Source organism: Trinickia dinghuensis (assembly GCF_003367175.1).
GTDB lineage: Bacteria > Pseudomonadota > Gammaproteobacteria > Burkholderiales > Burkholderiaceae > Trinickia > Trinickia dinghuensis.
In genome coordinates, this window is sequence record NZ_QRGA01000018.1 from 129,991 (window position 1) to 151,524 (window position 21,534).

Below are 21,534 nucleotides of genomic sequence, written 5' to 3' on the forward strand. Positions count from 1 at the left end.
TTCCGCAAATCAAATCAATAATCGCCGCGCTCGCGCTCGATTCGCATACCGCCGTCGTGGCGATGATGGCCGTCCTCGCTCGGGCGCTCGCGCGCAATGCGCATGACGTCCGGGTTCGTCCTGACACGTCGCATGACGTTCGCCAGATGAACGCGGTCGCTGACCTGAATCACGAACCGCAAGACCGTCGACTCCTGCGACAAGTCCTCATCCATCGCGATATGGACGATGTTCGCGTCGGCGGACGTGATATCGGCCGCCACGCGGGCGAACACGCCCTTCACGTTGCGCACGAGGACCTTGACGGCCACGTCGAACAACCGGCCCGGCTGCGGCGCCCACGCGACATCGATCCAGCGCCCCGGATCGCGCCGATGAATGCGCTGAGCGACGCGGCAGTCGGTCGTGTGAATCGCCATGCCGAGCCCGATGCCGATATAGCCCATGATGTCGTCGCCCGGAATCGGCCGGCAGCAGGCCGACAACTGCACCGACATGCCTTCCGTACCCGTGATGACGACAGGCGGCGCAGCCGGCGCGGCCGGATGATGGCCCCCGCCCGCCGCTTCGCCGCGCTCGTCGTCGGCGTCGCGGCCGCTGACCAGCACCTCGATCCGCTTGGCCATGACCGCCGCCACACGACGGCCGAGCCCGATGTCGGCAAAAATCTCCTGGCGATTCTTGTTGCCCGTCCATTGCACGAGCTTGTCCCACACTTCCGGCTCGATATCGGCAAGCGCCAGCCCATAACCCTTCAGGCTTTGATCGACCAGCCGCTCGCCGAGCTGGACCGACTCGTTCAGCCGCATCGTCTTCAAGTAGTGCCGAATGGCCGAACGTGCCTTGCCCGTGCGCACGAAACCGAGCCACGCAGGGTTCGGCTTCGAGTACGGCGCCGTGATCACTTCGACGATGTCGCCGCTCTTGAGCTCGGTGCGCAGCGGCAGGAGTTCGTTGTTGATCTTCACGGCGACGCATTGATTGCCGAGATCGCTGTGGATCGAATACGCGAAATCGAGCGCGGTCGAACCGCGCGGCAGCGCCATGATCTTCGACTTCGGCGTAAACACGTAGACCGCATCGGGGAACAGGTCGATCTTGACGTGCTCGAGGAACTCGCTCGAATCGCCGGCCTCGCTCTGAATGTCGAGCAACGACTTCAGCCATTGGTGCGCGCGCTTTTGCACGTCGTTCAGATCCGCACCGCCGTTCTTGTACAGCCAGTGCGCAGCCACGCCCGCTTCGGCGATCTCGTGCATCTTGCGCGTGCGCACCTGAAATTCGATCGGTGCGCCGAACGGACCGACGAGCGTCGTGTGCAGCGACTGATAGCCGTTGACCTTCGAAATCGCGATGTAGTCCTTGAACTTGCCGGGCACCGGCTTGTAGAGCGCGTGCAGCACCCCGATGCACGTATAGCACTCGAGCGCGCTGCCGACCACGACACGAAAGCCGTAAACGTCGAGCACCTGCGAGAACGAGAGCTGCTTGTCGCGCATCTTCTTGTAGATGCTGTAGATCGTTTTCTCGCGGCCCGTCACTTCGGCGTCGATCTGCGCATCGGCGATCGAACGCTGCACCGACTCCAGAATCTTGCCGACCACCTCGCGCCGATTTCCGCGCGCCGCCTTCACGGCTTTTTCGAGCGTGGCGTAGCGATGCGGGTTGAAGTTCTCGAAGCTCAGGTCCTGCAGCTCGCGATAGGTATTGTTCAGACCAAGGCGGTGCGCGATCGGCGCGTAAATATCGAGCGTTTCGCGTGCCACGCGCCGGCGCTTCTCGGCCGGCACCGCGCCGAGCGTGCGCATGTTGTGCAGACGGTCGGCCAGCTTGACGAGGATGACACGCACGTCGCGCGCCATCGCGAGCAGCATCTTGCGGAAGTTTTCCGCCTGCGCTTCCTCGCGATTGCGGAATTCCATCTTGTCGAGCTTCGACAGGCCGTCGACGAGTTCGGCCACTTTCGGGCCGAAACGCTCGGCGAGCTCCGTCTTCGTGACGCCCTGGTCTTCCATGACGTCGTGCAACAGCGCGGCCATGATCGACTGCGCGTCGAGCTTCCAGCCGGCGCAGGTTTCGGCGACGGCGACGGGGTGCGTGATGTACGGTTCGCCGCTATGGCGATATTGGCCGAGGTGCGCTTCATCGCTGAAGTGGAACGCGGCCTTGACCTCTTTGATTTCTTCGGGGCTCAGGTAGCCGGCGAGCATCGACGTGAGTTTCGCGATCGAAACGACGTCATGCTTGCGAGGCTGCTCCGGCGTGGCGGTCGGCCCGAACAGGTGGCGAAACGACTGTTCGAGAACCGCGTCGATGTATTTGCGCGCGGGGCCGGTTGCTTCGACGTCGTGCTCGTGCTCGAGATGCACGGCATCGTCGGAAGCGGAGGCGGACGATGGGGTAGCGCTCATTTTCGCCTCCTATCGATCGCTAAGCGGGCTGTGCGCGAGATGGCATGGCTCGAGACGGCGCCGGGCGCGATGCACCCAGCGCGTCCGACAACTTTAGACGGGGACCTTCTTCAGCATCTCGAGACCGACTTGGCCCGCCGCGATCTCGCGCAGCGCGACGACGGTGGGCTTGTCGCGGCTTTCGATCTTCGGCGTGTGGCCTTGCGCGAGCTGACGCGCACGATACGTCGCGGCGAGCGCCAGCTCGAAACGATTCGGGATTTGCTTCAGGCAGTCTTCGACGGTAATGCGGGCCATGTTTCGAAATTCCTTCTCAATATGTTGCTCATTCTACCTTATGTACGCAAGGACCCGCCTTCACTCGGCCTGCGGCAGATGAATGCCGAGCTCGACGAAAAGCTCGGCATGGCGCGCGTATTGCGAGGCAAAGCGCAAACGCGTCGCGTCGACCACGCACTGCAGCTCGGAGAGTGCGCGCTCGAAGTGCTCGTTGATGATGACGTACTCGGATTCGGCCGCATGCGCGATCTCACTGCCGGCCGCCAGCAGCCGGCGCGTGATGACGTTCGGCTCGTCCTGCCCGCGCTTTTTCAGTCGATCTTCGAGCGCCGCGAGCGAAGGCGGCAAAATGAAAATCTCCACCGCATTGCGGAAGCGCTTCTTCACTTGCTGCGCGCCCTGCCAGTCGATTTCGAGCAGCACGTCATGGCCGCTTTTCATCTGCTGCTCGATCCACAAGCGCGACGTCGCATAGTAGTTGCCGTGCACCTCCGCGCTCTCGAGGAATTCGCCGTGGCCGTGGCGCGAGAGAAAATCGTCGACGGTCGTGAAGTGATAGTGCTGGCCGTCTTGCTCGCCCGGGCGCGGCTTGCGGGTCGTGTACGAAATCGATAGACGGATTGCCGGATCGCGTGCGAGCAGCGCGTTCACGAGCGTCGACTTGCCCGCGCCCGAGGGCGCGACCACCATGAATAGATTGCCGGGATAGGAGCCGGCGTAGGGATTGCGCGGAGCGTCAGACGCCGCATGCGATTCGTGCGTGGACTCGGTCATGGTTCTCGTTACTCCAGGTTCTGCACTTGCTCGCGCATCTGCTCGATGAGCAGCTTGAGCGTCATCGACGCATCGGCAAGCTCCTTGGCCGCCGCCTTCGAGCCGAGCGTGTTCGCTTCGCGATTCAGTTCCTGCATCATGAAGTCGAGGCGCTTGCCGACCTTGCCGCCCTTCTCGATCACGTGGCGCGTTTCGTTCAGATGCGCGGTGAGCCGCGACAGCTCTTCCGCGATGTCGATGCGAATACCGTACATCGTCACTTCCTGGCGAATGCGCTCGGCGATTTCCTCGCGCGAGACGATCGTAGCCGCCGCATCGGGCGCCGCGATGCCGAGCGCTTCCTGCAGCCGCTCGACGATCTTTTGCTGATGCTTCGCGATGAGCTCCGGCACGAGTGGCGTGATGCGCGCAACGATCGCTTCCATTTCGGTCACGTTGTTCAGCAGCATCGTCGCCAGTTGCGCGCCTTCGCGCGCCCGCACGTCCACCAGTTCGCCGATCGCCTGCTTGCCGCACGCGAGCACCGCGTCGCGCAACGCCTCGGGCGGCACGTTCGTTTCGGCGAGCACGCCGGGCCAGCGCAGAATCTCGCCCGTGCGCATGCGCTCGCTGCCGGGAAATGCATCAAGCACCGCGCGCTCGAGCACGGCCAGCTGCGAGAGCGCATCGCGATTGAGGGAGCCGACCGTCGCCGTCTGCTCGCTGCGCTGGAAGTTCACGCGGATGTCGACCTTGCCGCGCGAGAGCTTCGTCATCAACATTTCGCGCAGCGTCGGCTCGCACGTGCGGGCCTCTTCGGGCATACGAAAATTCAGGTCGAGAAAACGCGAATTCACGGTGCGCAGTTCGACCGATACGCTCATGGCTCCGGTACCGCTTGCAGCCGCGAGTTCGCGTGTCGCGCTCGCGTAGCCTGTCATGCTGTAAATCATCGTCCGTCTCGCGATTGGGGCCGTCGCCGGCCGGTTGTTCGAGCCGCTTCGCGCGTCGACCCGGCGCGAAAGCGTTGAACACGCATTATCCCATTTTTGCGGAGCACGCCCGGCGCGGCGGCACGGCACCCGGCACAACGCATGCTTCGCGTTCGGAGCGGTAAAATTGCAGTTTCCTCTCTTTCCATGCGGCCCGCGCCGCTTCCCATGCCCACCATGCCTGATACCGTTCAACGCCCTAGCGGCCGCACCGTCGACGCACTGCGCAACGTGCGCATCACGCGCCACTACACGAAGCATGCCGAAGGCTCGGTGCTCGTCGAATTCGGCGATACCAAAGTGATCTGCACGGCGAGCATCGCCGAGCGCGTGCCGGAGTTCCTGCGCGAGCGCAACCAAGGCTGGCTCACGGCCGAATACGGGATGCTGCCGCGCGCGACGCATACGCGCAGCGATCGCGAAGCCGCGCGCGGCAAGCAGACGGGGCGCACACAGGAAATTCAGCGGCTCATCGGCCGCGCGCTGCGCGCCGTGTTCGATCTCGAGCGGCTCGGGCCGCGCACGCTGCACATCGACTGCGACGTGATCCAGGCGGACGGCGGCACGCGCACGGCCAGCATCACGGGCGCATTCGTCGCCGCGCACGATGCCGTCTCGAAGCTCGTCGCCGCGGGCCGTATCGCCGCATCGCCGATCACCGATTACGTCGCCGCGATTTCGGTCGGCGTCTACGAAGGGGTGCCCGTGCTCGATCTGGACTACGACGAGGATTCGCGCTGCGACACCGACATGAACGTCGTCATGACGGGCGCGGGCGGCTTCGTCGAAGTGCAGGGCACGGCCGAAGGCGCGCCGTTTTCGCGCGACGAAATGAACGCGTTGCTCGATCTCGCGCAACAAGGCATTCGCACGCTCGTCGAAAAGCAAAAAGCGGCGTTGGGAGCCCACGATGAATGAGCCGGTAGGCACCGCGCCGGCGCGCGTCGTACTCGCGTCGAACAACGCCGGGAAACTGCGCGAGTTCGACGCTCTGCTCGGCGCGGCGGGCATCGCCCTCGTCCCTCAAGGCGAACTCGGCGTGCCCGAAGCCGAGGAGCCGCACGTGACCTTCGTCGAAAACGCGCTCGCGAAAGCGCGCCATGCGGCGCGGCTGACGGGTTTGCCCGCGCTGGCCGACGATTCCGGCCTGTGCGTGCGCGCGCTCGGCGGCGAGCCCGGCGTCTATTCGGCGCGCTACGCGCAACGTGCCGGCGGAGAAAAGAGCGACGCGGCCAACAACGCGCATCTCGTCGATCGGCTGCGAGGCCATGCCGACCGTCGCGGCTATTACTTCTGCGTGCTCGTGCTCGTGCGGCACGCCGACGATCCGGAACCGCTGATCGCCGAGGGCCGCTGGCCCGGAGAAATCTTGGAGGCCCCGCGCGGCGCGAACGGGTTCGGCTACGACCCGTACTTTCTGTTGCCCAATTTGAACGCGACCGCGGCCGAGCTCGAGCCCGCCGTGAAAAATGCGTGCAGCCACCGGGCGATTGCGCTTGCCGCATTGCTGGCCCGGCTCAAGGAGGAAGAACGATGATCGGCACCCGCGCCGGCGTCGTACAGGCGTTCACCGCCCCCGGCGCCATTCGGCTCACCTCGCTGCCGCCGCTTGCGCTTTACGTCCACTTCCCGTGGTGCGTGCGCAAGTGTCCCTACTGCGATTTCAACTCGCACGAGTGGAAAGGCGAGCGCTTTCCCGAAGACGACTACCTCGATGCCTTGCGCGCCGACCTCGAGCAGGCGCTGCCGCTCGTCTGGGGACGGCAGGTGCATACGGTGTTCATCGGCGGAGGGACGCCGAGCTTGCTTTCGGCGAAGGGGCTGGATCGATTGCTGTCCGACGTGCGCGCGCTGCTGCCGCTCGATGCGGATGCGGAAATCACAATGGAGGCCAACCCGGGCACGTTCGAAGCCGAGAAGTTCGCGCAATTTCGCGCGAGCGGCGTGAACCGGCTGTCGGTCGGGATTCAGAGCTTCAACGAAGCGCATCTGAAGGCGCTCGGGCGCATTCATGACAAGGGCGACGCGCACCGTGCCGTCGAGATCGCGGCGCGCCACTTCGAGAACTTCAATCTCGATCTGATGTTCGCGCTGCCGCGGCAAACGTTGGACGAATGCCGCGCCGACATCGAAACGGCCCTCTCGTTCGCGCCGCCGCATTTGTCTCTCTATCACCTGACGCTCGAACCCAATACGCTGTTCGCAAAGTTTCCGCCGGCATTGCCCGACGACGATGCCTCGGCCGACATGCAGGAGTGGATTCACGAGCGGACGGCTACCGCCGGCTACGAGCGCTACGAGGTTTCGGCTTACGCGCAGCCGAATCGGCAGTGCAAGCACAACCTGAACTACTGGCGCTTCGGCGACTATCTCGGCATCGGTGCCGGGGCGCATACGAAACTCTCGTTTGCACATCGTATCGTTCGACAGGCCCGGTACAAGCACCCGGCGACGTTCATCGAGCAAGCGCGCGCGGGCACGTCGGTGCAGGAAGAGCACGAGGTCACGGCGCACGAACTTCCGTTCGAGTTCATGCTGAACGCGCTGCGGCTCGTCGAGGGCTTCCCCGTGCACCGCTTCATCGAGCGAACGGGATTGCCGATGACCTCGATCGAGCCCGCTTTGCAGGAGGCCGAGCGGCGCGGGTTGATCGAACGCACGTATGAAAAGATCGCGCCGACGCCGCTGGGTCAGCGCTTCTTGAACGATTTGCAGGAATTGTTCTTGAACGATCGCGAGGGGTGATCGACGAAACGATGCGCGTTCGCTCAAGTTCGTTCGAGTTCGCGGGCGGCGCCTCGTTTCGGGTTACAATCGCGCCTCTCGGAGGGCTGGCAGAGCGGTTGAATGCACCGGTCTTGAAAACCGGCAAGGCTTTACGGCCTTCGTGGGTTCGAATCCCACGCCCTCCGCCACCTATTGCATGAGAACGGGCCTCCTGGCCCGTTTTTTCATTTCCGCACGCCTCATCGCCCACGATTGACGTCGCATGCTTACCAAGGCTCCCGCGTCAAGTGCGGCCACTCTCGCTGCCAGCGCTCGGTCTTTTCCGCGTATACAGATTCGATCGGCAAAGCGCGATTCGGCCGCAACACGCCTTCGAACAGCGGCTTCAGACCAAACGGCGCATAGACGTCGAACCCGTCGTGCACGCACTTGAGCCCAACGCAAACCGTCGCACACGGAAAGCGATCGATCCCATCGGATGCCCGGTTGACGACACCGAACGGGATGCCGAATTTCTCCTCGTACCACAGCGGAACGCGGGCCTGATTGCGGATCTGCACCTCGATAGGCAACCCCGCGAAGAGCGACCGGCCTCGGCGAATCACATCGTCCTCCGCCGCCCACGACGTATTGGGATCGTAGTAGATGAGATCGTAGTCTCGTATGCCCGAGTGCATGTCGCGGCCGCAAGCAGCATTCCAGACGGATTGCGCAACGCAGCCGGAAGTTAGCCACCAATCGGACAACCCAAGTTGCGGAGCCGCCGACAAGATCAACGCGTTCCACCGGTTCCGTAAAACAATTCCGATAAGATCCTGTTCCAACTCGGCACGCATGCTTTCCCCCAACGGTTGGCAAGTATGATCGTAGCTCGCATCGCTTTTCACTCATCACTACATCAGCGCCATGGAAGCCAGTACGTCGACGTCGCATCGAGGTCGAGCAAAGTCCGCGGTCGAAGTACTTTCGGTGTTTCTGAAGCTCGGCCTGACGTCTTTCGGCGGTCCCATTGCCCACCTCGGATACTTCCGGCGCGAATTCGTCGAGCGACGACGCTGGCTTAGCGAGGAGACATTTACCGACCTCGTCGGTCTCTGCCAGTTTCTTCCCGGCCCCGCCAGCAGCCAGGTCGGATTTTCCGTCGGTTTGCTTCGCGCGGGCTGGCTGGGCGGATTGGCCGCATGGTGCGGGTTCACGCTGCCGTCGGTTGCACTGCTGATCGCGTTCGCCATGGTAGCGCCCGAATTGGGCGGTCCGGTTGGGAACGGTGTCGTTCACGGACTCAAGCTCGCCGCGGTTGCCGTCGTGGCGCAAGCAGTGTGGGACATGGCGCGCCGCTTCTGCCCCGACCATCGCCGGACCGGCATCGCACTCGCGACGGTCGTCATCTTAGCTGTGTTGACGACCGTCTATGCCCAATTGATCGTCATCGTGTTGGGCGCGTTGCTCGGCATCGCGTTTTGCCGATCGGATTCATCGGCGAGCATGGCCGGTACACGGCAGCATGCAAGCGAGTTCCGCGTGCCGCGCGCCGTGGGGACAATCGCCCTCGTTCTATTCTGCGTACTGCTGTTTGGGCTTCCGGCCGTTGCAGCGCTCGACTCGACCCATGCCGTCCGCTTGTTCGACGCGTTTTACCGCTCGGGTGCGCTCGTGTTCGGAGGTGGTCACGTCGTGCTTCCCTTGCTGCAGCACGCAACTGTCGCTACCGGCTGGGTGTCGCCGAACGACTTTCTTGCCGGCTATGGGGCCACGCAGGCCGTACCCGGGCCGCTATTCACGTTTGCCGCCTTCCTCGGATGGATCATGAGTAGCCCGCCCAATCATGGTTTGGGGGCACTGCTGGCGTTGATCGGCATCTTTTTGCCCGGTTTGCTGCTCGTCCTTGCGGCGTTACCGTACTGGCAAGCGCTTCGCGCACACCCATCGATGGCGGCTGTCTTAGCGGGGGTGAATGCCGCCGTGATTGGGCTATTGGCGACCGCCCTGTATTCGCCCGTGTGGACGAGCGCCGTTCACACCTCTATCGACTTCGCGGTCGCTGCCGTCGGCTTCTTTCTGCTGACGCGCTGGCGAATCCCGCCCCTTGCGGTCGTCACGTTCGCGGCGCTGGCCGGTGTGGCGGAAGCGATTTTGCACTGACACGTGACGTCTTGCGCTGGCCCGGCCTCGCTCGACGAGACTACTCAGGGGCTCCGCTCTTCTGACGAAGCAACAACTCGACGATCCCTCGTGTCGGCACGCTCGTAATGAGCTTTGACACCTGCTCGGGACGGAACCAGCGACACCGGAGAATCTCGTTCGAGGCCTCGGGCACAACCTCGCGTGGCAGGTCGACGAGATAAACGTGATGCCGCTTGTTGAAGCCGCCGAATTCGAACAGATACATGAAACCATCCACGACGAGAGTCGTTTCCTCTTCGAGTTCTCTGCTAGCAGCCTCGAGCGGCGATTCGAGGCGCCGAATCGTGCCGCCCGGTAACGACCAGCGCGACCGCTCGCGCGTGACAAGCAAGATCTTGTCACGCCGCCTACATACGATCGTGGCTCTTTCTTTCATGTCTAATTGATGTTTTCTCGCACGGCTACCGATCAACGTCGAGTCATCTTAGCGGCTAGCGCCACGGTGGAAGCAGCGCTCGTCGAGCGATCGACGGCTTGCGAAGTCTTGTTGGCCCCGCACACAGAAATGCATACTGCCATAACCGTGCCCGGTACCTTTCCGGGCACTCGCGCACCGCATGGCGATGTCAAAACTAAATTATCGACGCCATGGAAAATCGTTAAATGAGACGGTGTAGCATTCAGACAAACGGAGCCGCCAACAGAGTAGACGGCTCTCCAAGAGGTACTGCGCCAGCCGCAGAATGACCAGGAAAGAGCAACCAATTTTCTGCGGAGCACCATTTGGAACCACGCGACCTTGCGAGCCACAAGGCAGCACCCAAACGTCTGCAAGAGACGCCAACGTTCAAGTCATTGAAGCGCGGGAAACTGCCGAAGCCCTTCCATAAGATGGGCGGCCCGAGGACCTTTGCAACTGACCTCATCGAAGTCTCAAGCGAACACGTCGTGGTCTTCATCTGGCGAGATGGAGAGATCCTCACCGATAGAGCATTCTTTGGGCATTTGCTTTGCAAGTTGCCCACCGGCGCGCTCTACCCTCTTTTTGAATTCCATTGGCACCCAAGCCACAAAGGACTGCACGCCAAGCTGCCTTGCCGGACGGAATACGACTACACTAACAGGCAACTGCCAGGGGCGCCGGAGCTGGCCCTTAAAACCGACGGAAGCTTGACCCAAGAAACGAGGTTGACAGGTTGCGGTTGATCGCGGCGTTCTGCGATGCATGCGGCATTGTTCTTGGGGGGGCCAACTCGTTATGGAACGACTAGCAACGAACCTGAAGCGCGCGATTTGCGGCCTTTTTGAAGTGCACGACGATGAAGCCGGAGTGCAGCGGGTCGTCACGCCCTTGGAGTACCCTGGCAGCGGCGATCGGGTCGTTGTTCGGGTGCGGTCACGGGATGACGGCTACTCCATCGACGACAACGGCGAAGCTGCGCTCTATGCGGGCATGGCTGGCGGAGACGTCGATTCGGAGAGCGTGGCGCGCTGGGTCGAAGACCTCGCGCGGTATTCACCAGCGCGGTTCGATAGTGCAGACGAAGCCATCAAAGCATATACCAACGACGTCCGCCTGACTGCGCCCTATGTCTTCCGAGTCGCCGAGGCAGCTCAACAGTTGTTTGCGATCGCTACATCTCGCACAGAGCGGCAAGCATGGGACTTTAAGCAGCGCCTAGCAGAGGTGATGATTCGTACCGCCAAGGATCTGGGAGTCAACTTGCAGTCGGAAGTCGAACTTCCTATCGCTGGCGGACTGGTCGCTGACCATGTGATTGATCATCGGACGCCTTTGATTGTGGTTGCTGCAACGAACGCAACCCGGCTGCTCGAGGCAGAAATCATTCATATGCAGTACCGCTTGGCGAACATGTCGGGTTTCGTGCTGGCGATTGCAGAAAGTCAGACGACAGTTGGGAAGCGTCAGTTTGAGCGGGCGAATTACTATACTGGCACGACAGTCACGTTCAGCGAGCCGGATCTCCCAAAGCTTGTCGAAAACCAATTGAGATACCAATTGCAGTAAACGTCGACTGAAGCCCGCCCCGTGCGGGCCCTTCGCCCTTCCCTTTCCGAGCCCCGACCGGCACGCACATCGCGCCGTTCCTTCTAGAACCGATCATGCTGGCTCACAGCTCGACAGCGTGATCGCGCTCACTTCGGAGGAACATCCATGGCGACCGAATCGAACACATCACTCCCGCAGTTCGACCGCCCCTTGCGCTTGTTCGCGTGCTTGCTCAAAACGCACCCGGCAAGCTGATCGACATCGGTGAAATTACTTGCCTGCGCGACGGCGCCGGCCAGATCAAACTCGACGTCGATGCCATCGACTTGGGACCGCAAGCGGACGCAAACGAGGCCTACGCGCACTAGTGCCCGAGCTGACCTTCGACTATCTCGACGGGTTGTTCACGAGCGAAGCGGACGCGAAGTTCGATGGCGCACTCGACGCACTTCCGCACATCGGCTTCACGCTGGCCGAAACCCTGCCGCGCGAGTTCGTCGACAAGAAGCCTCCCGAACTCTTTTAGCGCCCCGCCTGCTGCTCCTTCAAAAGCAGCGCCTGCGCGAGCTGCAGATGCTCGACGCCGACCGGCGCATTCTTCGCCGCGAACGCCTTCACGTCGGCATCCTCGCCGGCCTGCGCCTCGCTTTCGTAAAGCCCGTTGCCCATGCGGTGAATGTTGATCTGAGCGCGCAGATACTCGCGGTCGAAGAGCTTGCCGTTCAGGTTGGTCAACTCCTCGTAGAGCGTTCGGTTGGCCGGGTCCATTGCGTTGATCAGATTCACACGCTTGCGATCGGCCAGTTGAGACAGCTCCGCGTTGATATGCGTGTACTCCTGCGCAAGCCGATGTCCATACGCTTTCACCGCAGGATCGCCCGCGTGACGCTCCGCGAGTTCCGCCATGTCTACCTCGGCAATCTCCTCGCTCGCAGCCGTCAGCATGAATTGCTGATCGACCGGCGTGACTTCCGCACTCGATTGCAAAAATGAGCAGCCTGAGGCGATCAACGCTGTGCATCCCATCACAGCGGCCGCGGCGCGACAAAATGAATTGAGCATCATCCGTCCCCCCAACAGAGGTCGCCGCGATGGTTCCACCTGTTCGCGGCTCCCGTTCCATCAGACGAGACGCCGCATAAAAGATGCCAGCGGCTACCGCATGCCGACTATGAAACGCTGCGCAAGCGTTGGCGTATCGGGCAGCGCAGCGTCGTGTTCAATCGCCTCACACACCGTCGCGCGAAGCACATCGCCGCGCGAGCCTGCGAACCAGTCCGAATCTGCGGAGTGAATCGCACCGAAGCACCCTGCTCAGGCGACCATGGCCTCCCGCGCCCGTATCCACGACCGGCGTGGCGTCATCGATACTCGGCGACGTCACGCATGCGCGGCGGTCGCTCACCAGGAGGGCAACGTCATGACCAACCCTGTCGTACGCGTATCGAATAAAACCGATCACCCCGTGTGCATCGCACGCGATCCGAACTGGGACGATCAGGTGCTTCTCGTCGGCGGACGCGCAGCCGAGAAAGCGCGCTGCCTGCGGCCGGGCGCCAGCACCAGCTTCGGCATTCGCCTAGGCGCCGATACGGAGCCCGACGAGAATCTGATGGGTGTCATTTTCGGCGACGGCAAAGTCTTCGGCTTCGGCATGAAGTTCGACTATGAAAACGCGGGGGCATACCAGTCGACGCTCGGCCATCATCCCGATACGGGCCTGCTCGCCGTGACCGATGAAACCAAGCTCGGTACGCCCTCGTTCAAGTATTCCGTCACCGATCAAACGCAGTGGTCGATGAAGATGACGTTCGAGGACGCGTAACGTTCGATTGCGCTACTGCGGAAAGCCGGGGGCAACTCGCCCCGGCGAATGACTGACGAACTCAAGAAAAGAATGCCGCATCGATACCGGCTTTACAAAGGGTGCACGCGGTGATTTGCTTGGCACATGAGATCGTCGCGCGTGGTCGGCTCTGTTCGAACACAACGAGCACTACGATCGCATCGGTTGCGCGTCTCGGCGGGGGTGAGTCATGCAAGATCGTCGGTTGCGGGTCGCGGTGCTTTGCTTGGTGGCAGCGGCGGCCACTTTGTCGTCGCTCGTTTGCGCCCAGTCGATCCCGGCGCCCGGGCAGTCGAACGACATCGGGGTGCTGTCGCCGGCCGGCGGGTCCGCCCAGCGTCAAGCAGCCGAACAGGGCTTGGCGACACTCGCCAGGCGCTTGCCCGCGTCGGCATCCGGCGTCGGCGCGAATCACATCTTCGACATCGACGATCGACAGCTCGGCAGCGCTAAGATCGGCGACGGGTTCGAGACCTATCTCGTCGATCCGAAGAGACTGCTGGCAGGCAAGCTCCTCGGCCAAAGCCTCTACGGCAGCGGCGAATGGCGGTTCGTCGTCGTGGCAAACGGCAAGGGCATCGGCCTCATCACGGTCGCACTCATGAACAGCAAGTGGACCATGGTCGAAGCCGGTGCCAGCGAACTGGCCAGCGAAATCGTGTCGGTCGCCGCGCGCTACGCGCAGCAAAATCCGGGCGCTCGTCTACGTTTCGTGCGCAGCCCTCAAGCGGTCGCCGACTTCATCGAGGTTTCCGCGCCTAGCGGCGCCGGCGCCGCGAGTGCGCCCGTCTACGTTCCGCTCGCGAGTGCTCGCGCGACGCTCGCCCCCAATCGCGCCGAGCCCATCACGCCGCGATCCGCACTCTCCGATACCGAACTCGACGGTGCATTGCGGCAACGCGCGCGGCTCGGCATGCGCGATTTACGAATCGGACATGATTGACTCGGGCGGATATTCGGGAGATTGGCCGTGAACAAAAGAATCGCCGCTCGCTTGTTGAGCGAGTTCGCTATCGTTGCCGCACCCGCGTTCGTCACCGTCAGCGCGCAGCAGATCGGCATCCCTCAAGTCACGCAGCAATACAGCGAATGGTGCTGGGCCGCCGACGCCGATGCCGTCCTCGCCTATCGTGGCGTATCGAGCACTCAATGCGGTATCGCGAACTGGGTCGAATCGATCGGATATGCCTGCGAAGACGCGCCATTCGACTGGAACGACGCAGCCAACTCGCCCAATTCGATCGCAGGCACGACGGGTATCAGCGGGATCCTCTGGTCGCTAGGCCGGCGCGACTCGCGGTATTACGACGGTGCGCTCTCTTTCGGCACGATCGGCAACAACATCGATCAGGGCGACCCGGTCGTCGTCCTTTGGACCTGGCGCGACGGCGGAGGTCATTTCATCGTCGTCGACGGCTATGACGACCAAGAAGGCGCGCTCTACTTCATGAACCCGTGGCCCGGCGAGGGGGCCGGCTACGGGGACTACGAATGGATGCTGAACGGCTCCGGCAGCATGGGCACCCACGCGTGGGCGGAATCGCTAGTCGTCTATTGAGGCCAAGGTTCGCCCTCGCCGTCCGCCATTTCTGCAACGGGTGCAGACATCCCCGCCTGCGCGCTCGAACAGGCACCCCTGTGCTGTGGGCACGCGCACGATCGTCGCGCGAATCGGGATGCAGGCACGCGTGCCATTGACTACGCTTCATGCACATCGCCTCGCGCTCGATCTAGCGCGCAAGTTGCATCGCGACAGCCATGACCCCCGATCTCGTGCGCTACCCCGCATTACGCGCCTGCGGACTGACCCGCCTCGCCGCACTCGGCGCATTGTTCCTCGCCTCTGCCTGCACTTTCACGCCACCGACTCGTCCCCCCGCCGCCGCGCTGCCCCCGCCGGCGGTCGCCAACAGCCTGACGGTCGATCAATACCGGCAAGCCGTCGCGCGACGGATTGCCGAACGCAGCCCGTCGTATGTCGAGCATCGCGCTCCGCAAGCGATGCTGCGCTCGCTCGTGGTCGTCGCGTTCACGATCGATCGCAACGGCACGGTCGTCCGCTCGTCCATCTATCGCACCAACGGGGACGACGAAGCCGAAGCGACGGCGCTCGCCGCGCTGCGTCGCGCGTCGCCGCTGCCGCCGCCGCCGGCCAAGCTGCTCAACGGCCGCGGTCAAGTCGAACTGATGGAAGACTGGCTGTTCAACGACGACGGCAAATTCCAACTGCGCGAACTCGCGGCCCCGCAAGCGCTGACCTTCGACTGAGTCGAGCCTCGCAAGCACGGCTTGGAGCGTTGCCGCCCGGCGCGCACGCTCCTATAATTTTCCGCACCGCGCAGCCGGACCTTCCGGTCACGCTCGCGGCGCCCCGCTTACCCGGCGGAGCGCCGGTGAGCCCAACACCGCCTCGCCCGCGCCATTCGCGCGTCACGCCGGTCGAATCGCACTTCCGTTTTTTCTCGCTGCTTGCTCAGTATGCGAGTGTTCTAGTATTCGCGATTGCGTTTTTGTTTGCGATTGCATTTTCGATTGCGATTACGCTTGCGCAATCGTGCCGTAGCTCCCCGATCACACCATGGATGCCGCCGACGCTCGCGCGGCCCGGCAACCGTCATAACCACCGGAGACCCTTATATGTCCGCTTCGCCGTCATCGCCTTCCGTGACTTCCGTGTCCGACCCGGCGACCGAGACGAGCCGCGCCCGCATCGTCTTCGCCAGCTTCATCGGCACGGCGATCGAGTTCTACGACTTCTACGTCTATGCCACCGCCGCCGCGCTGGTCATCGGGCCAGTGTTCTTCCCGCACGGATCGGCAACGGCCCAAGCTTTGTCGGCGTTCGTCACGTTCGGCATCGCGTTCATCGCGCGGCCGATCGGCTCGTTCATATTCGGCCACTTCGGCGATCGCATCGGGCGCAAGTCCACGCTCGTCGCCTCGCTGCTCGTCATGGGGCTGTCCACGACACTGATCGGCTTCCTACCGGGCTACGACTCGCTCGGTTCGCTGGCGCCGATCCTGCTGTGCATCCTGCGCTTCGGGCAAGGCATCGGGCTTGGCGGAGAATGGGGCGGCGCCGCGCTGCTCGCTACCGAGAACGCGCCGGCGGGCCGCCGCGGCTGGTTCGGCATGTTTCCCCAACTTGGGCCGTCGGTCGGTTTTCTGGTTTCGAACGGTTTGTTCTTCGCGCTGGCAATGGGGCTCTCCGACGCGCAGTTTCGTTCGTGGGGATGGCGCGTGCCGTTCCTGGCGAGCGCCGTGCTCGTCGCGCTCGGCCTGTACGTCCGCTTGAAGATTGCCGAAACGCCCGCCTTCCGCGCTGCAATCGAACGCGCCGAACGCGTGCGCGTGCCGCTCGTTTCGCTGTTCGCGCATCACGGCCGGGCAACGCTCGCCGGCTCGTTCGCGATGGTCGTCTGCTACACGCTGTTCTATATGTCGGCTGTGTTCACGCTTTCGTACGGCGTGTCGACGCTGCATATCGCGCGGCAAACCTTCCTGGGCATGCTGTGCTTCGCCGTGCTGTTCATGGCGCTCGCAACGCCGCTGGCCGCCTGGGCCAGCGACCGCTTCGGGCGGCGCCCCGTGCTCATCGCGGGCATGCTCGCGGCGATCGCATCGGGCTTCGCCATGGCGCCGCTCGTCGGCAGCGGTTCGCCGGCGCTCATCACGCTGTTCTTGACGCTCGAGCTGTTCCTGATGGGCATCACGTTCGCCCCGATGGGCGCGTTGCTGCCCGAGTTGTTCCCGACCGCCGTGCGATACACAGGTGCCGGCGTCTCCTACAACCTTGGCGGCATTCTCGGCGCATCGATCGCACCGTACATCGCCCAGATGCTCGCGGCGCGCGGCGGATTGACGTGGGTTGGCGCCTATGTGTCGTTGGCCGCGGCAGTCAGCCTAGTCGCCGTCCTCGCGATGCGCGAAACGCGCGACGTTCCGTTGTCCTAAGTTGTCCTGCCCGTCACCGTTCGCTCGGCGAACGGTTGTCGGAACTCACGCGGACGAGCCGCGTGGCAGGCGCCGCCGCGATACGCGCCATCGCCAGCAGCGCCGAGACGGCAACGATATCGCCGGCGAGCCGCGCGAACCAGTTCGTGTCGGCGTGCGCGAGGCGAATGCCGGCATCGACGACGATCGACACGGCCGTGCCGCCGACGAAACAGACCAGTCCTTGCTTTCCCACCGTCACGACCGCGGGCAGGCGTTCGGCCAGCGTCCGAATCCAGCCCAGCCGAGCCGCCTGTGCGCACAGCCAAGCAAGCGCCAGAAAACTGACGATACGCACGCTAGCCAAGTTCTGCTTCATATACCCGGGCGACGGGTGGCTATCGATACAGACCTTCACGAACATGAACGTCAGTACCACGGCGAAGGCGGCAGCCGTCAACGCATGGCCGACGTTCGACGTCTGCGTCCGCGCGGGCACGGGATGCAGGCGGCACAGCACGCCGAGCATGAACAGCATCTGCCAGGCGAACGGGTTGAACGGCCAATCGGCGACGTTCAGCACGCCGGCCGCAAGCCAGGGCGCACCCAGCCACACGGCGAGACTCCCCGCAAACAAGGCGACGGGCATGCGACGCGCCAGCGGCACCACCACCGATACACTCAGCGCATAGAGCAAGTACATCGGCAGCACGGCGGACAGAAACGGCTGCCGGCGCAGCGTGGCGATTTCGACGATGCCTTGCAGAGGGCGATGCGCGAAACCGGGCCACCCCGATTCGGCGACCAGCGGCGACGCGATGGGCAAGCTCGCGACGACGGCACCGCACACGAGCATCAGCGCAGCCGTCAGCAAGTAGGCGCGATAAATTTCCCACGCACGCTTGAGGAAGCGCCGGCGCGCGGCCCCTTCGCCACGACGCGCGGCGATATTGGTATACCCCGCCGCCGACGCGTAGCCGCCGAGAAACACGAAAACCTCGGCCGCATCGCAGTACGCGTAGTTATGCAGCGTGGCGTGCGACAGCACGCTCACGGAAATATGATCGATGGCGATCGCGATCAGGACGATCCCGCGCAGCAAATCGACCTCGATCGACCGTCCAGCGGACGAATTCATTGAGCACCCTTATTTTTATGGCCGCTCCCGGCCCTCGCCGGTTGGTGCATCGAGCCCGCCAAAAATTCCTCGCCCGCGCGATTTTTATCGGGGATTTCCCGATGCCACCCTTGCGCGCGGCGAAAGCATCGGGATTATTCCCGGGTTGTCCGGGCAAACCGTGCGTCTATACTGGGCTCGACGCACCGTTTCACGTCAATTTTCTGCACATCCGCACGTTTGCGCATGGGAGACGACGATGGACATCCGCATCGATAACGCCGACATTGTCGCCATCCTCGCACTTGCGCTACTGATAGCACTGTTGCTTGCCATGCGCTTCCGCCCGAAAACGTGGCTGGCGATCGTCGTCGAAGCCTTGCTGGCGAACGCCGCGGCGTTCGCCGCCGTGCTCGCCGTCGAAGCGCTGCTGGCCTAGTCTCGAGCCGAGTCCGCCCCCAGCCGGCTCAGGGGGCGCAATCTCAGCGGTCGTAATAATACCCGTGATGGTGGTAGCCGCCGTAGTACCCGTAATAGCCGGGTGCCGGCGCGATGACACACCCGCCGAGCAGTAGCGCAGCCAACGAGCCTGCAATCAAAAGTACGGTCGAGCGTTTCATGTTTTTCTCCTAACGTCGCTGTTCATCGATTCGACGGCATGTCGAACTCGAATGAGTGGCATTGAACCGCACGCCAGGCACGCTCGTCGTTGCAATTTGTAAGCATCGGACTGCCTGTATTACAACGATTCACCTTGATCCCTACCGGCCCTTTGCCACGGCACCGCCACGACGTTTTCTCGGCAACACGCGGGCACAGATTTAACAGAGTCGTAATCGAATCGAACGGCCCGGCAAATGAGTCGGCGGGCCGCGTTCGTCTGCTTCCGCTCTTGGGGCGTGCGGGTTACACATCTATAATTTCCGCTTTGCCCGTCGAGCATCATGACCGTGGCCCCGCCCTTCCAGTCATCCCACGTCGCACGCCGAGCCCGGCAGATATGGCGCCGATACGGCATCTTTTGGTTGGGCGCGATTGCGGTCGGCCTCGTCGCCGTCTTCTACGCGAAGCTCATCGATTGGGGCTACGACGCTTTCCGTGTCATGCAGCATCGCCATGCGTGGCTGCCGCTCATCGTGACGCCGGCGATCACCGCCGCGTGCGTTTGGCTCACGCGGCAGTTCTTCCGCGGCTCTGAGGGCAGCGGGATTCCGCAAGTCATCGCGGCCCTTCACGAAGGCACGGCGACGCTCGGGCCGCGCACGCTGACGCTGCGGCTGATGGCCGGCAAGATACTCGTCTCCCTGCTTGCGATTCTCGGCGGCTTGACAATCGGCCGCGAAGGCCCGACCGTGCAGATCGGCGCGGCGTTGATGTACAACTTGCGGCGATTCTATCCGCGCTCGAACGCGCTCATCGAACGGCAGCTGGTATTGGCCGGCGCGGCCGCCGGGCTGTCGGCCGCCTTCAACACGCCGCTCGCGGGCGTCGTCTTCGCCATCGAGGAACTGACGCGCAGCTTCGAGGCGCGCGCCAGCGGCGTGCTGATCACGGCGATCATCGTCGCGGGGGTGATCGCGCTCGGCCTGAATGGCAACTACACCTACTTCGGCACGATTCAAATCGGTTCGCACTTCCCCGATCTGCTTGCCGTCGCGGTCATCCTCACGGGGATCGTCACGGGCGTCGCTGGCGGCGTTTTCGGCTGGCTGCTGCTCCATACATCGCGCTGGCTGCCGCCTCCGGTCTCGCGGCTGCATCGCGAACGGCCCGTCGTCTTCGCTGCGCTATGCGGGTTCACGATCGCCGTCATCGGTCTCGTGTCGGGCGGCACGACATTCGGCAGCGGCTACGCGGAGGCGCGCGGCCTGCTCGACGGGCACGAGCAACTCTCGATGTTCTATCCGTTCTTGAAGATGGCGTCGATGGTGGGCTCCTATTTGCCGGGCATTCCGGGCGGGATATTCGCCCCGTCGCTGTCGATCGGCGCTGGCTTCGGTAATCTGCTGCATTCCGTCTTCAGCAGCATGCAACTGCCGATGCTCATCGCGCTGGCGATGGTCGGCTACCTGGCGGCCGTGACGCAATCGCCGATCACCTCGTTCGTGATCGTCATGGAAATGATCGACGGCCACGCGCTCGTGATCTCGCTGATGGCGACGGCCCTGATTTCAAGCCGTGTCGCACGCTTGTTCGCGCCACCGCTATACGAAGCACTGTCCGAGCGCTACATGACGCCCCACGGCGCAGCCGCGCCCGAGCCCGAGCCCGATTCCCCGAAAACGCTCGAGCCGCTGTTCGAAGACGAGAAGGCCGAAGAAAACGAAGCGCGGCGCAAACCGATGCGCCGCGATGAAGATGAAGATGGAAACGGGGGTCGAACTGATTCGCAGTCCTAACTATGCTGGAATCGAGAATCGGGATTCGGTTCTCGATTCCAGCCCCCTCAATAGATGACGACGGGCGCTGGCCGGATATAAACGGGCCGCGCCGGTACGACGACGCAACCCGCCAGAACGATGGCCACGAGCGCCGCCGCAAGCAGCGTTTTTTTCATCGCTCGCCTCGCCTCAACGTGCCCAGTGACCGCGCACCCAAACCCAGTTCGGGCCGCGGCGTGCCCAGTGGCCGGTCACCCAGTGATAGCCGATCCGCACACGCTCCCAATGGCCTGCTACCCAGACGTACCGGCCGCCCTGCCAGCGCCAGTGCCCGTGATCCCAAACGTAGCCGGTACGCGCCGCGGGAACGGCTTCGTAGCGCACGGGCGGCGGGGCGTTCGGCGCGACGACGACGACTTCCTGCGCGGATGCGGAAGCGGCGGCGGCAAACGTGCCGGCGGCGGCCAATGCCAATTGCGCGATCAGTAAGCGGGTGGACAGTTTCATGAGAGCCTCTTGATTTTGGTGAGCAGCGCCGTTTGGCGGCGTTACTCCCATAATGCGCGAGACCCCGATTGCGACGACAACGGCCGTGTTACCGAGAGGCCGAAAGTGCAACCGAATATTTTCGAGGAGGGGGGGACGAGGCCGCGGCCGGCGTTCGAACGCCAACCGCGGCCGGCCGGCTTGCGCCGGTCAGGCTTGCGGGATTTCGATCTTGACCTCGAGCACCTCGAGATCGTCTTGCCGCTCGAGACTGACGCGGATGTCGTCGTCCGAAATCTTCACGTACTTCGAAATGACTGCGACGAGTTCGCGCTGCAGCGCGGGCAGGTAATCGGCCGGCGGATGGCCGCCGGCACGCTCGTGCGCGATGATGAGCTGCAGGCGTTCCTTCGCAACCGCCGCAGACTTCTTCTTCTCGCCGAGCAAGAACGACAGAATCGACATAACGTGCGC

General features: G+C 63.3%; 26 protein-coding genes and 1 tRNA gene. 16 read left to right on the top strand and 11 right to left on the bottom strand.

The genetic code is table 11. The features are described from left to right. Positions 1-14: 14 nt before the first annotated feature. The 4 genes from DWV00_RS27620 to DWV00_RS27635 all read right to left on the bottom strand — a co-directional run bounded on the left by DWV00_RS27620 (position 15) and on the right by DWV00_RS27635 (position 4,396). Positions 15-2,411 carry a RelA/SpoT family protein gene (locus DWV00_RS27620; RefSeq protein WP_115536803.1) on the bottom strand — a complete coding sequence of 799 codons (2,397 nt, stop codon included), beginning with the start codon at positions 2,409-2,411 and terminating at the stop codon, positions 15-17. A gap of 93 nt (positions 2,412-2,504) precedes the next feature. After that, complete coding sequence (gene rpoZ / locus DWV00_RS27625) at positions 2,505-2,708, bottom strand: DNA-directed RNA polymerase subunit omega (protein ID WP_006400783.1); 204 nt, start codon at positions 2,706-2,708, stop codon at positions 2,505-2,507. A gap of 60 nt (positions 2,709-2,768) precedes the next feature. Next, on the bottom strand, positions 2,769-3,464 hold the full coding sequence (gene gmk, locus DWV00_RS27630; protein WP_115536804.1) for a guanylate kinase: 696 nt from the start codon (positions 3,462-3,464) through the stop codon (positions 2,769-2,771). 8 nt (positions 3,465-3,472) lie between these two features. After that, positions 3,473-4,396, bottom strand: coding sequence for a YicC/YloC family endoribonuclease (locus DWV00_RS27635; RefSeq protein ID WP_115536805.1), 924 nt, complete (start codon positions 4,394-4,396; stop codon positions 3,473-3,475). 216 nt (positions 4,397-4,612) lie between these two features. Here DWV00_RS27635 and rph point away from each other — a divergent pair, with 216 nt between their 5' ends. The 4 genes from rph (at position 4,613) to DWV00_RS27655 (ending at position 7,350) form a co-directional block, all read left to right on the top strand. Then, complete coding sequence (gene rph, locus DWV00_RS27640; protein WP_115536864.1) at positions 4,613-5,353, top strand: ribonuclease PH; 741 nt, start codon at positions 4,613-4,615, stop codon at positions 5,351-5,353. After that, positions 5,346-5,972, top strand: a complete 627-nt coding sequence (gene rdgB / locus DWV00_RS27645) for an RdgB/HAM1 family non-canonical purine NTP pyrophosphatase (RefSeq protein ID WP_115536806.1) — start codon at positions 5,346-5,348, stop codon at positions 5,970-5,972. Before rph ends, rdgB begins: the two co-directional genes overlap by 8 nt. Further along, a complete protein-coding gene (gene hemW, locus DWV00_RS27650) occupies positions 5,969-7,180 on the top strand; it encodes a radical SAM family heme chaperone HemW (RefSeq protein WP_115536807.1) in 1,212 nt (403 codons plus the stop codon). Before rdgB ends, hemW begins: the two co-directional genes overlap by 4 nt. Before the next feature lie 80 nt (positions 7,181-7,260). Next, positions 7,261-7,350: transfer RNA gene (locus DWV00_RS27655), tRNA-Ser, on the top strand. Between the two features lie 78 nt (positions 7,351-7,428). On the opposite strand, the gene DWV00_RS27660 is transcribed toward DWV00_RS27655, so the two are convergent. Beyond that, positions 7,429-7,932: a nucleotidyltransferase family protein gene (locus DWV00_RS27660; protein WP_220274743.1), complete on the bottom strand. Its 504-nt coding sequence runs from the start codon at positions 7,930-7,932 to the stop codon at positions 7,429-7,431. Between the two features lie 136 nt (positions 7,933-8,068). Between DWV00_RS27660 and chrA the strand changes: the two genes are divergently transcribed. Continuing rightward, positions 8,069-9,304, top strand: a complete 1,236-nt coding sequence (gene chrA, locus DWV00_RS27665; RefSeq protein WP_115536809.1) for a chromate efflux transporter — start codon at positions 8,069-8,071, stop codon at positions 9,302-9,304. A 40-nt stretch (positions 9,305-9,344) separates the two neighbouring features. Here chrA and DWV00_RS27670 read toward each other — a convergent pair whose 3' ends face one another. After that, entirely contained in the window at positions 9,345-9,722 is a 378-nt protein-coding gene (locus tag DWV00_RS27670; protein ID WP_115536810.1) for an NUDIX hydrolase, read from the bottom strand. Positions 9,723-10,069: 347 nt separating this feature from the next. On the opposite strand from DWV00_RS27670, the gene DWV00_RS27675 reads away from it, so the two are divergent. The 4 genes from DWV00_RS27675 (at position 10,070) to DWV00_RS34745 (ending at position 11,823) form a co-directional block, all read left to right on the top strand. Continuing rightward, positions 10,070-10,492, top strand: a complete 423-nt coding sequence (locus tag DWV00_RS27675; protein ID WP_245965062.1) for a hypothetical protein — start codon at positions 10,070-10,072, stop codon at positions 10,490-10,492. A gap of 52 nt (positions 10,493-10,544) precedes the next feature. Beyond that, complete coding sequence (locus DWV00_RS27680) at positions 10,545-11,315, top strand: hypothetical protein (RefSeq protein ID WP_115536811.1); 771 nt, start codon at positions 10,545-10,547, stop codon at positions 11,313-11,315. A 206-nt stretch (positions 11,316-11,521) separates the two neighbouring features. Further along, positions 11,522-11,665, top strand: coding sequence for a hypothetical protein (locus tag DWV00_RS34740; RefSeq protein WP_245965063.1), 144 nt, complete (start codon positions 11,522-11,524; stop codon positions 11,663-11,665). Beyond that, positions 11,665-11,823, top strand: a complete 159-nt coding sequence (locus DWV00_RS34745) for a hypothetical protein (RefSeq protein WP_245965064.1) — start codon at positions 11,665-11,667, stop codon at positions 11,821-11,823. The genes DWV00_RS34740 and DWV00_RS34745 overlap by 1 nt, the downstream gene beginning before the upstream one ends. On the opposite strand, the gene DWV00_RS27690 is transcribed toward DWV00_RS34745, so the two are convergent. Next, entirely contained in the window at positions 11,820-12,284 is a 465-nt protein-coding gene (locus tag DWV00_RS27690; RefSeq protein WP_181885603.1) for a DUF4142 domain-containing protein, read from the bottom strand. The two genes, DWV00_RS34745 and DWV00_RS27690, sit on opposite strands and share 4 nt — an antisense overlap. A gap of 433 nt (positions 12,285-12,717) precedes the next feature. On the opposite strand from DWV00_RS27690, the gene DWV00_RS27695 reads away from it, so the two are divergent. The 5 genes from DWV00_RS27695 (at position 12,718) to DWV00_RS27715 (ending at position 17,097) form a co-directional block, all read left to right on the top strand. Next, a complete protein-coding gene (locus DWV00_RS27695) occupies positions 12,718-13,122 on the top strand; it encodes a hypothetical protein (protein WP_147297992.1) in 405 nt (134 codons plus the stop codon). 211 nt (positions 13,123-13,333) lie between these two features. Beyond that, positions 13,334-14,086 (top strand): hypothetical protein, encoded by a 753-nt coding sequence (locus DWV00_RS27700; protein ID WP_115536814.1) that lies wholly within the window; start codon positions 13,334-13,336, stop codon positions 14,084-14,086. A 27-nt stretch (positions 14,087-14,113) separates the two neighbouring features. Next, positions 14,114-14,701 carry a C39 family peptidase gene (locus tag DWV00_RS27705; RefSeq protein ID WP_181885604.1) on the top strand — a complete coding sequence of 196 codons (588 nt, stop codon included), beginning with the start codon at positions 14,114-14,116 and terminating at the stop codon, positions 14,699-14,701. A 200-nt stretch (positions 14,702-14,901) separates the two neighbouring features. Further along, positions 14,902-15,411 carry a TonB family protein gene (locus DWV00_RS27710; protein ID WP_115536816.1) on the top strand — a complete coding sequence of 170 codons (510 nt, stop codon included), beginning with the start codon at positions 14,902-14,904 and terminating at the stop codon, positions 15,409-15,411. Positions 15,412-15,780: 369 nt separating this feature from the next. Then, complete coding sequence (locus DWV00_RS27715) at positions 15,781-17,097, top strand: MFS transporter (protein ID WP_115536817.1); 1,317 nt, start codon at positions 15,781-15,783, stop codon at positions 17,095-17,097. A gap of 13 nt (positions 17,098-17,110) precedes the next feature. Here DWV00_RS27715 and DWV00_RS27720 read toward each other — a convergent pair whose 3' ends face one another. Beyond that, on the bottom strand, positions 17,111-18,214 hold the full coding sequence (locus tag DWV00_RS27720) for an OpgC domain-containing protein (RefSeq protein WP_115536818.1): 1,104 nt from the start codon (positions 18,212-18,214) through the stop codon (positions 17,111-17,113). 238 nt (positions 18,215-18,452) lie between these two features. Between DWV00_RS27720 and DWV00_RS27725 the strand changes: the two genes are divergently transcribed. Further along, entirely contained in the window at positions 18,453-18,632 is a 180-nt protein-coding gene (locus DWV00_RS27725; RefSeq protein WP_115536819.1) for a hypothetical protein, read from the top strand. A 43-nt stretch (positions 18,633-18,675) separates the two neighbouring features. On the opposite strand, the gene DWV00_RS34200 is transcribed toward DWV00_RS27725, so the two are convergent. Then, positions 18,676-18,813, bottom strand: a complete 138-nt coding sequence (locus DWV00_RS34200; RefSeq protein ID WP_181885605.1) for a hypothetical protein — start codon at positions 18,811-18,813, stop codon at positions 18,676-18,678. A gap of 324 nt (positions 18,814-19,137) precedes the next feature. Here DWV00_RS34200 and DWV00_RS27730 point away from each other — a divergent pair, with 324 nt between their 5' ends. Further along, positions 19,138-20,592, top strand: a complete 1,455-nt coding sequence (locus DWV00_RS27730) for a chloride channel protein (protein ID WP_115536820.1) — start codon at positions 19,138-19,140, stop codon at positions 20,590-20,592. Positions 20,593-20,763: 171 nt separating this feature from the next. Here DWV00_RS27730 and DWV00_RS27735 read toward each other — a convergent pair whose 3' ends face one another. Next, on the bottom strand, positions 20,764-21,081 hold the full coding sequence (locus DWV00_RS27735) for a YXWGXW repeat-containing protein (RefSeq protein WP_115536821.1): 318 nt from the start codon (positions 21,079-21,081) through the stop codon (positions 20,764-20,766). Positions 21,082-21,270: 189 nt separating this feature from the next. Further along, the gene (gene minE, locus DWV00_RS27740) at positions 21,271-21,525 is read right to left on the bottom strand and encodes a cell division topological specificity factor MinE (protein WP_102608594.1); all 255 of its coding nucleotides are present in this window, start codon (positions 21,523-21,525) and stop codon (positions 21,271-21,273) included. Positions 21,526-21,534: the final 9 nt, after the last annotated feature.

Excerpts from the sequence above, each read along its gene's own strand:
- DWV00_RS27620 (WP_115536803.1), bottom strand. The coding sequence starts at position 2,411 with ATGAGCGCTACCCCATCGTCCGCCTCCGCTTCCGACGATGCCGTGCAT.
- rpoZ (WP_006400783.1), bottom strand. The coding sequence starts at position 2,708 with ATGGCCCGCATTACCGTCGAAGACTGCCTGAAGCAAATCCCGAATCGT.
- gmk (WP_115536804.1), bottom strand. The coding sequence starts at position 3,464 with ATGACCGAGTCCACGCACGAATCGCATGCGGCGTCTGACGCTCCGCGC.
- DWV00_RS27635 (WP_115536805.1), bottom strand. The coding sequence starts at position 4,396 with ATGATTTACAGCATGACAGGCTACGCGAGCGCGACACGCGAACTCGCG.
- rph (WP_115536864.1), top strand. The coding sequence starts at position 4,613 with ATGCCTGATACCGTTCAACGCCCTAGCGGCCGCACCGTCGACGCACTG.
- rdgB (WP_115536806.1), top strand. The coding sequence starts at position 5,346 with ATGAATGAGCCGGTAGGCACCGCGCCGGCGCGCGTCGTACTCGCGTCG.
- hemW (WP_115536807.1), top strand. The coding sequence starts at position 5,969 with ATGATCGGCACCCGCGCCGGCGTCGTACAGGCGTTCACCGCCCCCGGC.
- chrA (WP_115536809.1), top strand. The coding sequence starts at position 8,069 with ATGGAAGCCAGTACGTCGACGTCGCATCGAGGTCGAGCAAAGTCCGCG.
- DWV00_RS27670 (WP_115536810.1), bottom strand. The coding sequence starts at position 9,722 with ATGAAAGAAAGAGCCACGATCGTATGTAGGCGGCGTGACAAGATCTTG.
- DWV00_RS27680 (WP_115536811.1), top strand. The coding sequence starts at position 10,545 with ATGGAACGACTAGCAACGAACCTGAAGCGCGCGATTTGCGGCCTTTTT.
- DWV00_RS27695 (WP_147297992.1), top strand. The coding sequence starts at position 12,718 with ATGACCAACCCTGTCGTACGCGTATCGAATAAAACCGATCACCCCGTG.
- DWV00_RS27700 (WP_115536814.1), top strand. The coding sequence starts at position 13,334 with ATGCAAGATCGTCGGTTGCGGGTCGCGGTGCTTTGCTTGGTGGCAGCG.
- DWV00_RS27710 (WP_115536816.1), top strand. The coding sequence starts at position 14,902 with ATGACCCCCGATCTCGTGCGCTACCCCGCATTACGCGCCTGCGGACTG.
- DWV00_RS27715 (WP_115536817.1), top strand. The coding sequence starts at position 15,781 with ATGTCCGCTTCGCCGTCATCGCCTTCCGTGACTTCCGTGTCCGACCCG.
- DWV00_RS27720 (WP_115536818.1), bottom strand. The coding sequence starts at position 18,214 with ATGAATTCGTCCGCTGGACGGTCGATCGAGGTCGATTTGCTGCGCGGG.
- DWV00_RS27725 (WP_115536819.1), top strand. The coding sequence starts at position 18,453 with ATGGACATCCGCATCGATAACGCCGACATTGTCGCCATCCTCGCACTT.
- DWV00_RS34200 (WP_181885605.1), bottom strand. The coding sequence starts at position 18,813 with ATGAAACGCTCGACCGTACTTTTGATTGCAGGCTCGTTGGCTGCGCTA.
- DWV00_RS27730 (WP_115536820.1), top strand. The coding sequence starts at position 19,138 with ATGACCGTGGCCCCGCCCTTCCAGTCATCCCACGTCGCACGCCGAGCC.
- DWV00_RS27735 (WP_115536821.1), bottom strand. The coding sequence starts at position 21,081 with ATGAAACTGTCCACCCGCTTACTGATCGCGCAATTGGCATTGGCCGCC.
- minE (WP_102608594.1), bottom strand. The coding sequence starts at position 21,525 with ATGTCGATTCTGTCGTTCTTGCTCGGCGAGAAGAAGAAGTCTGCGGCG.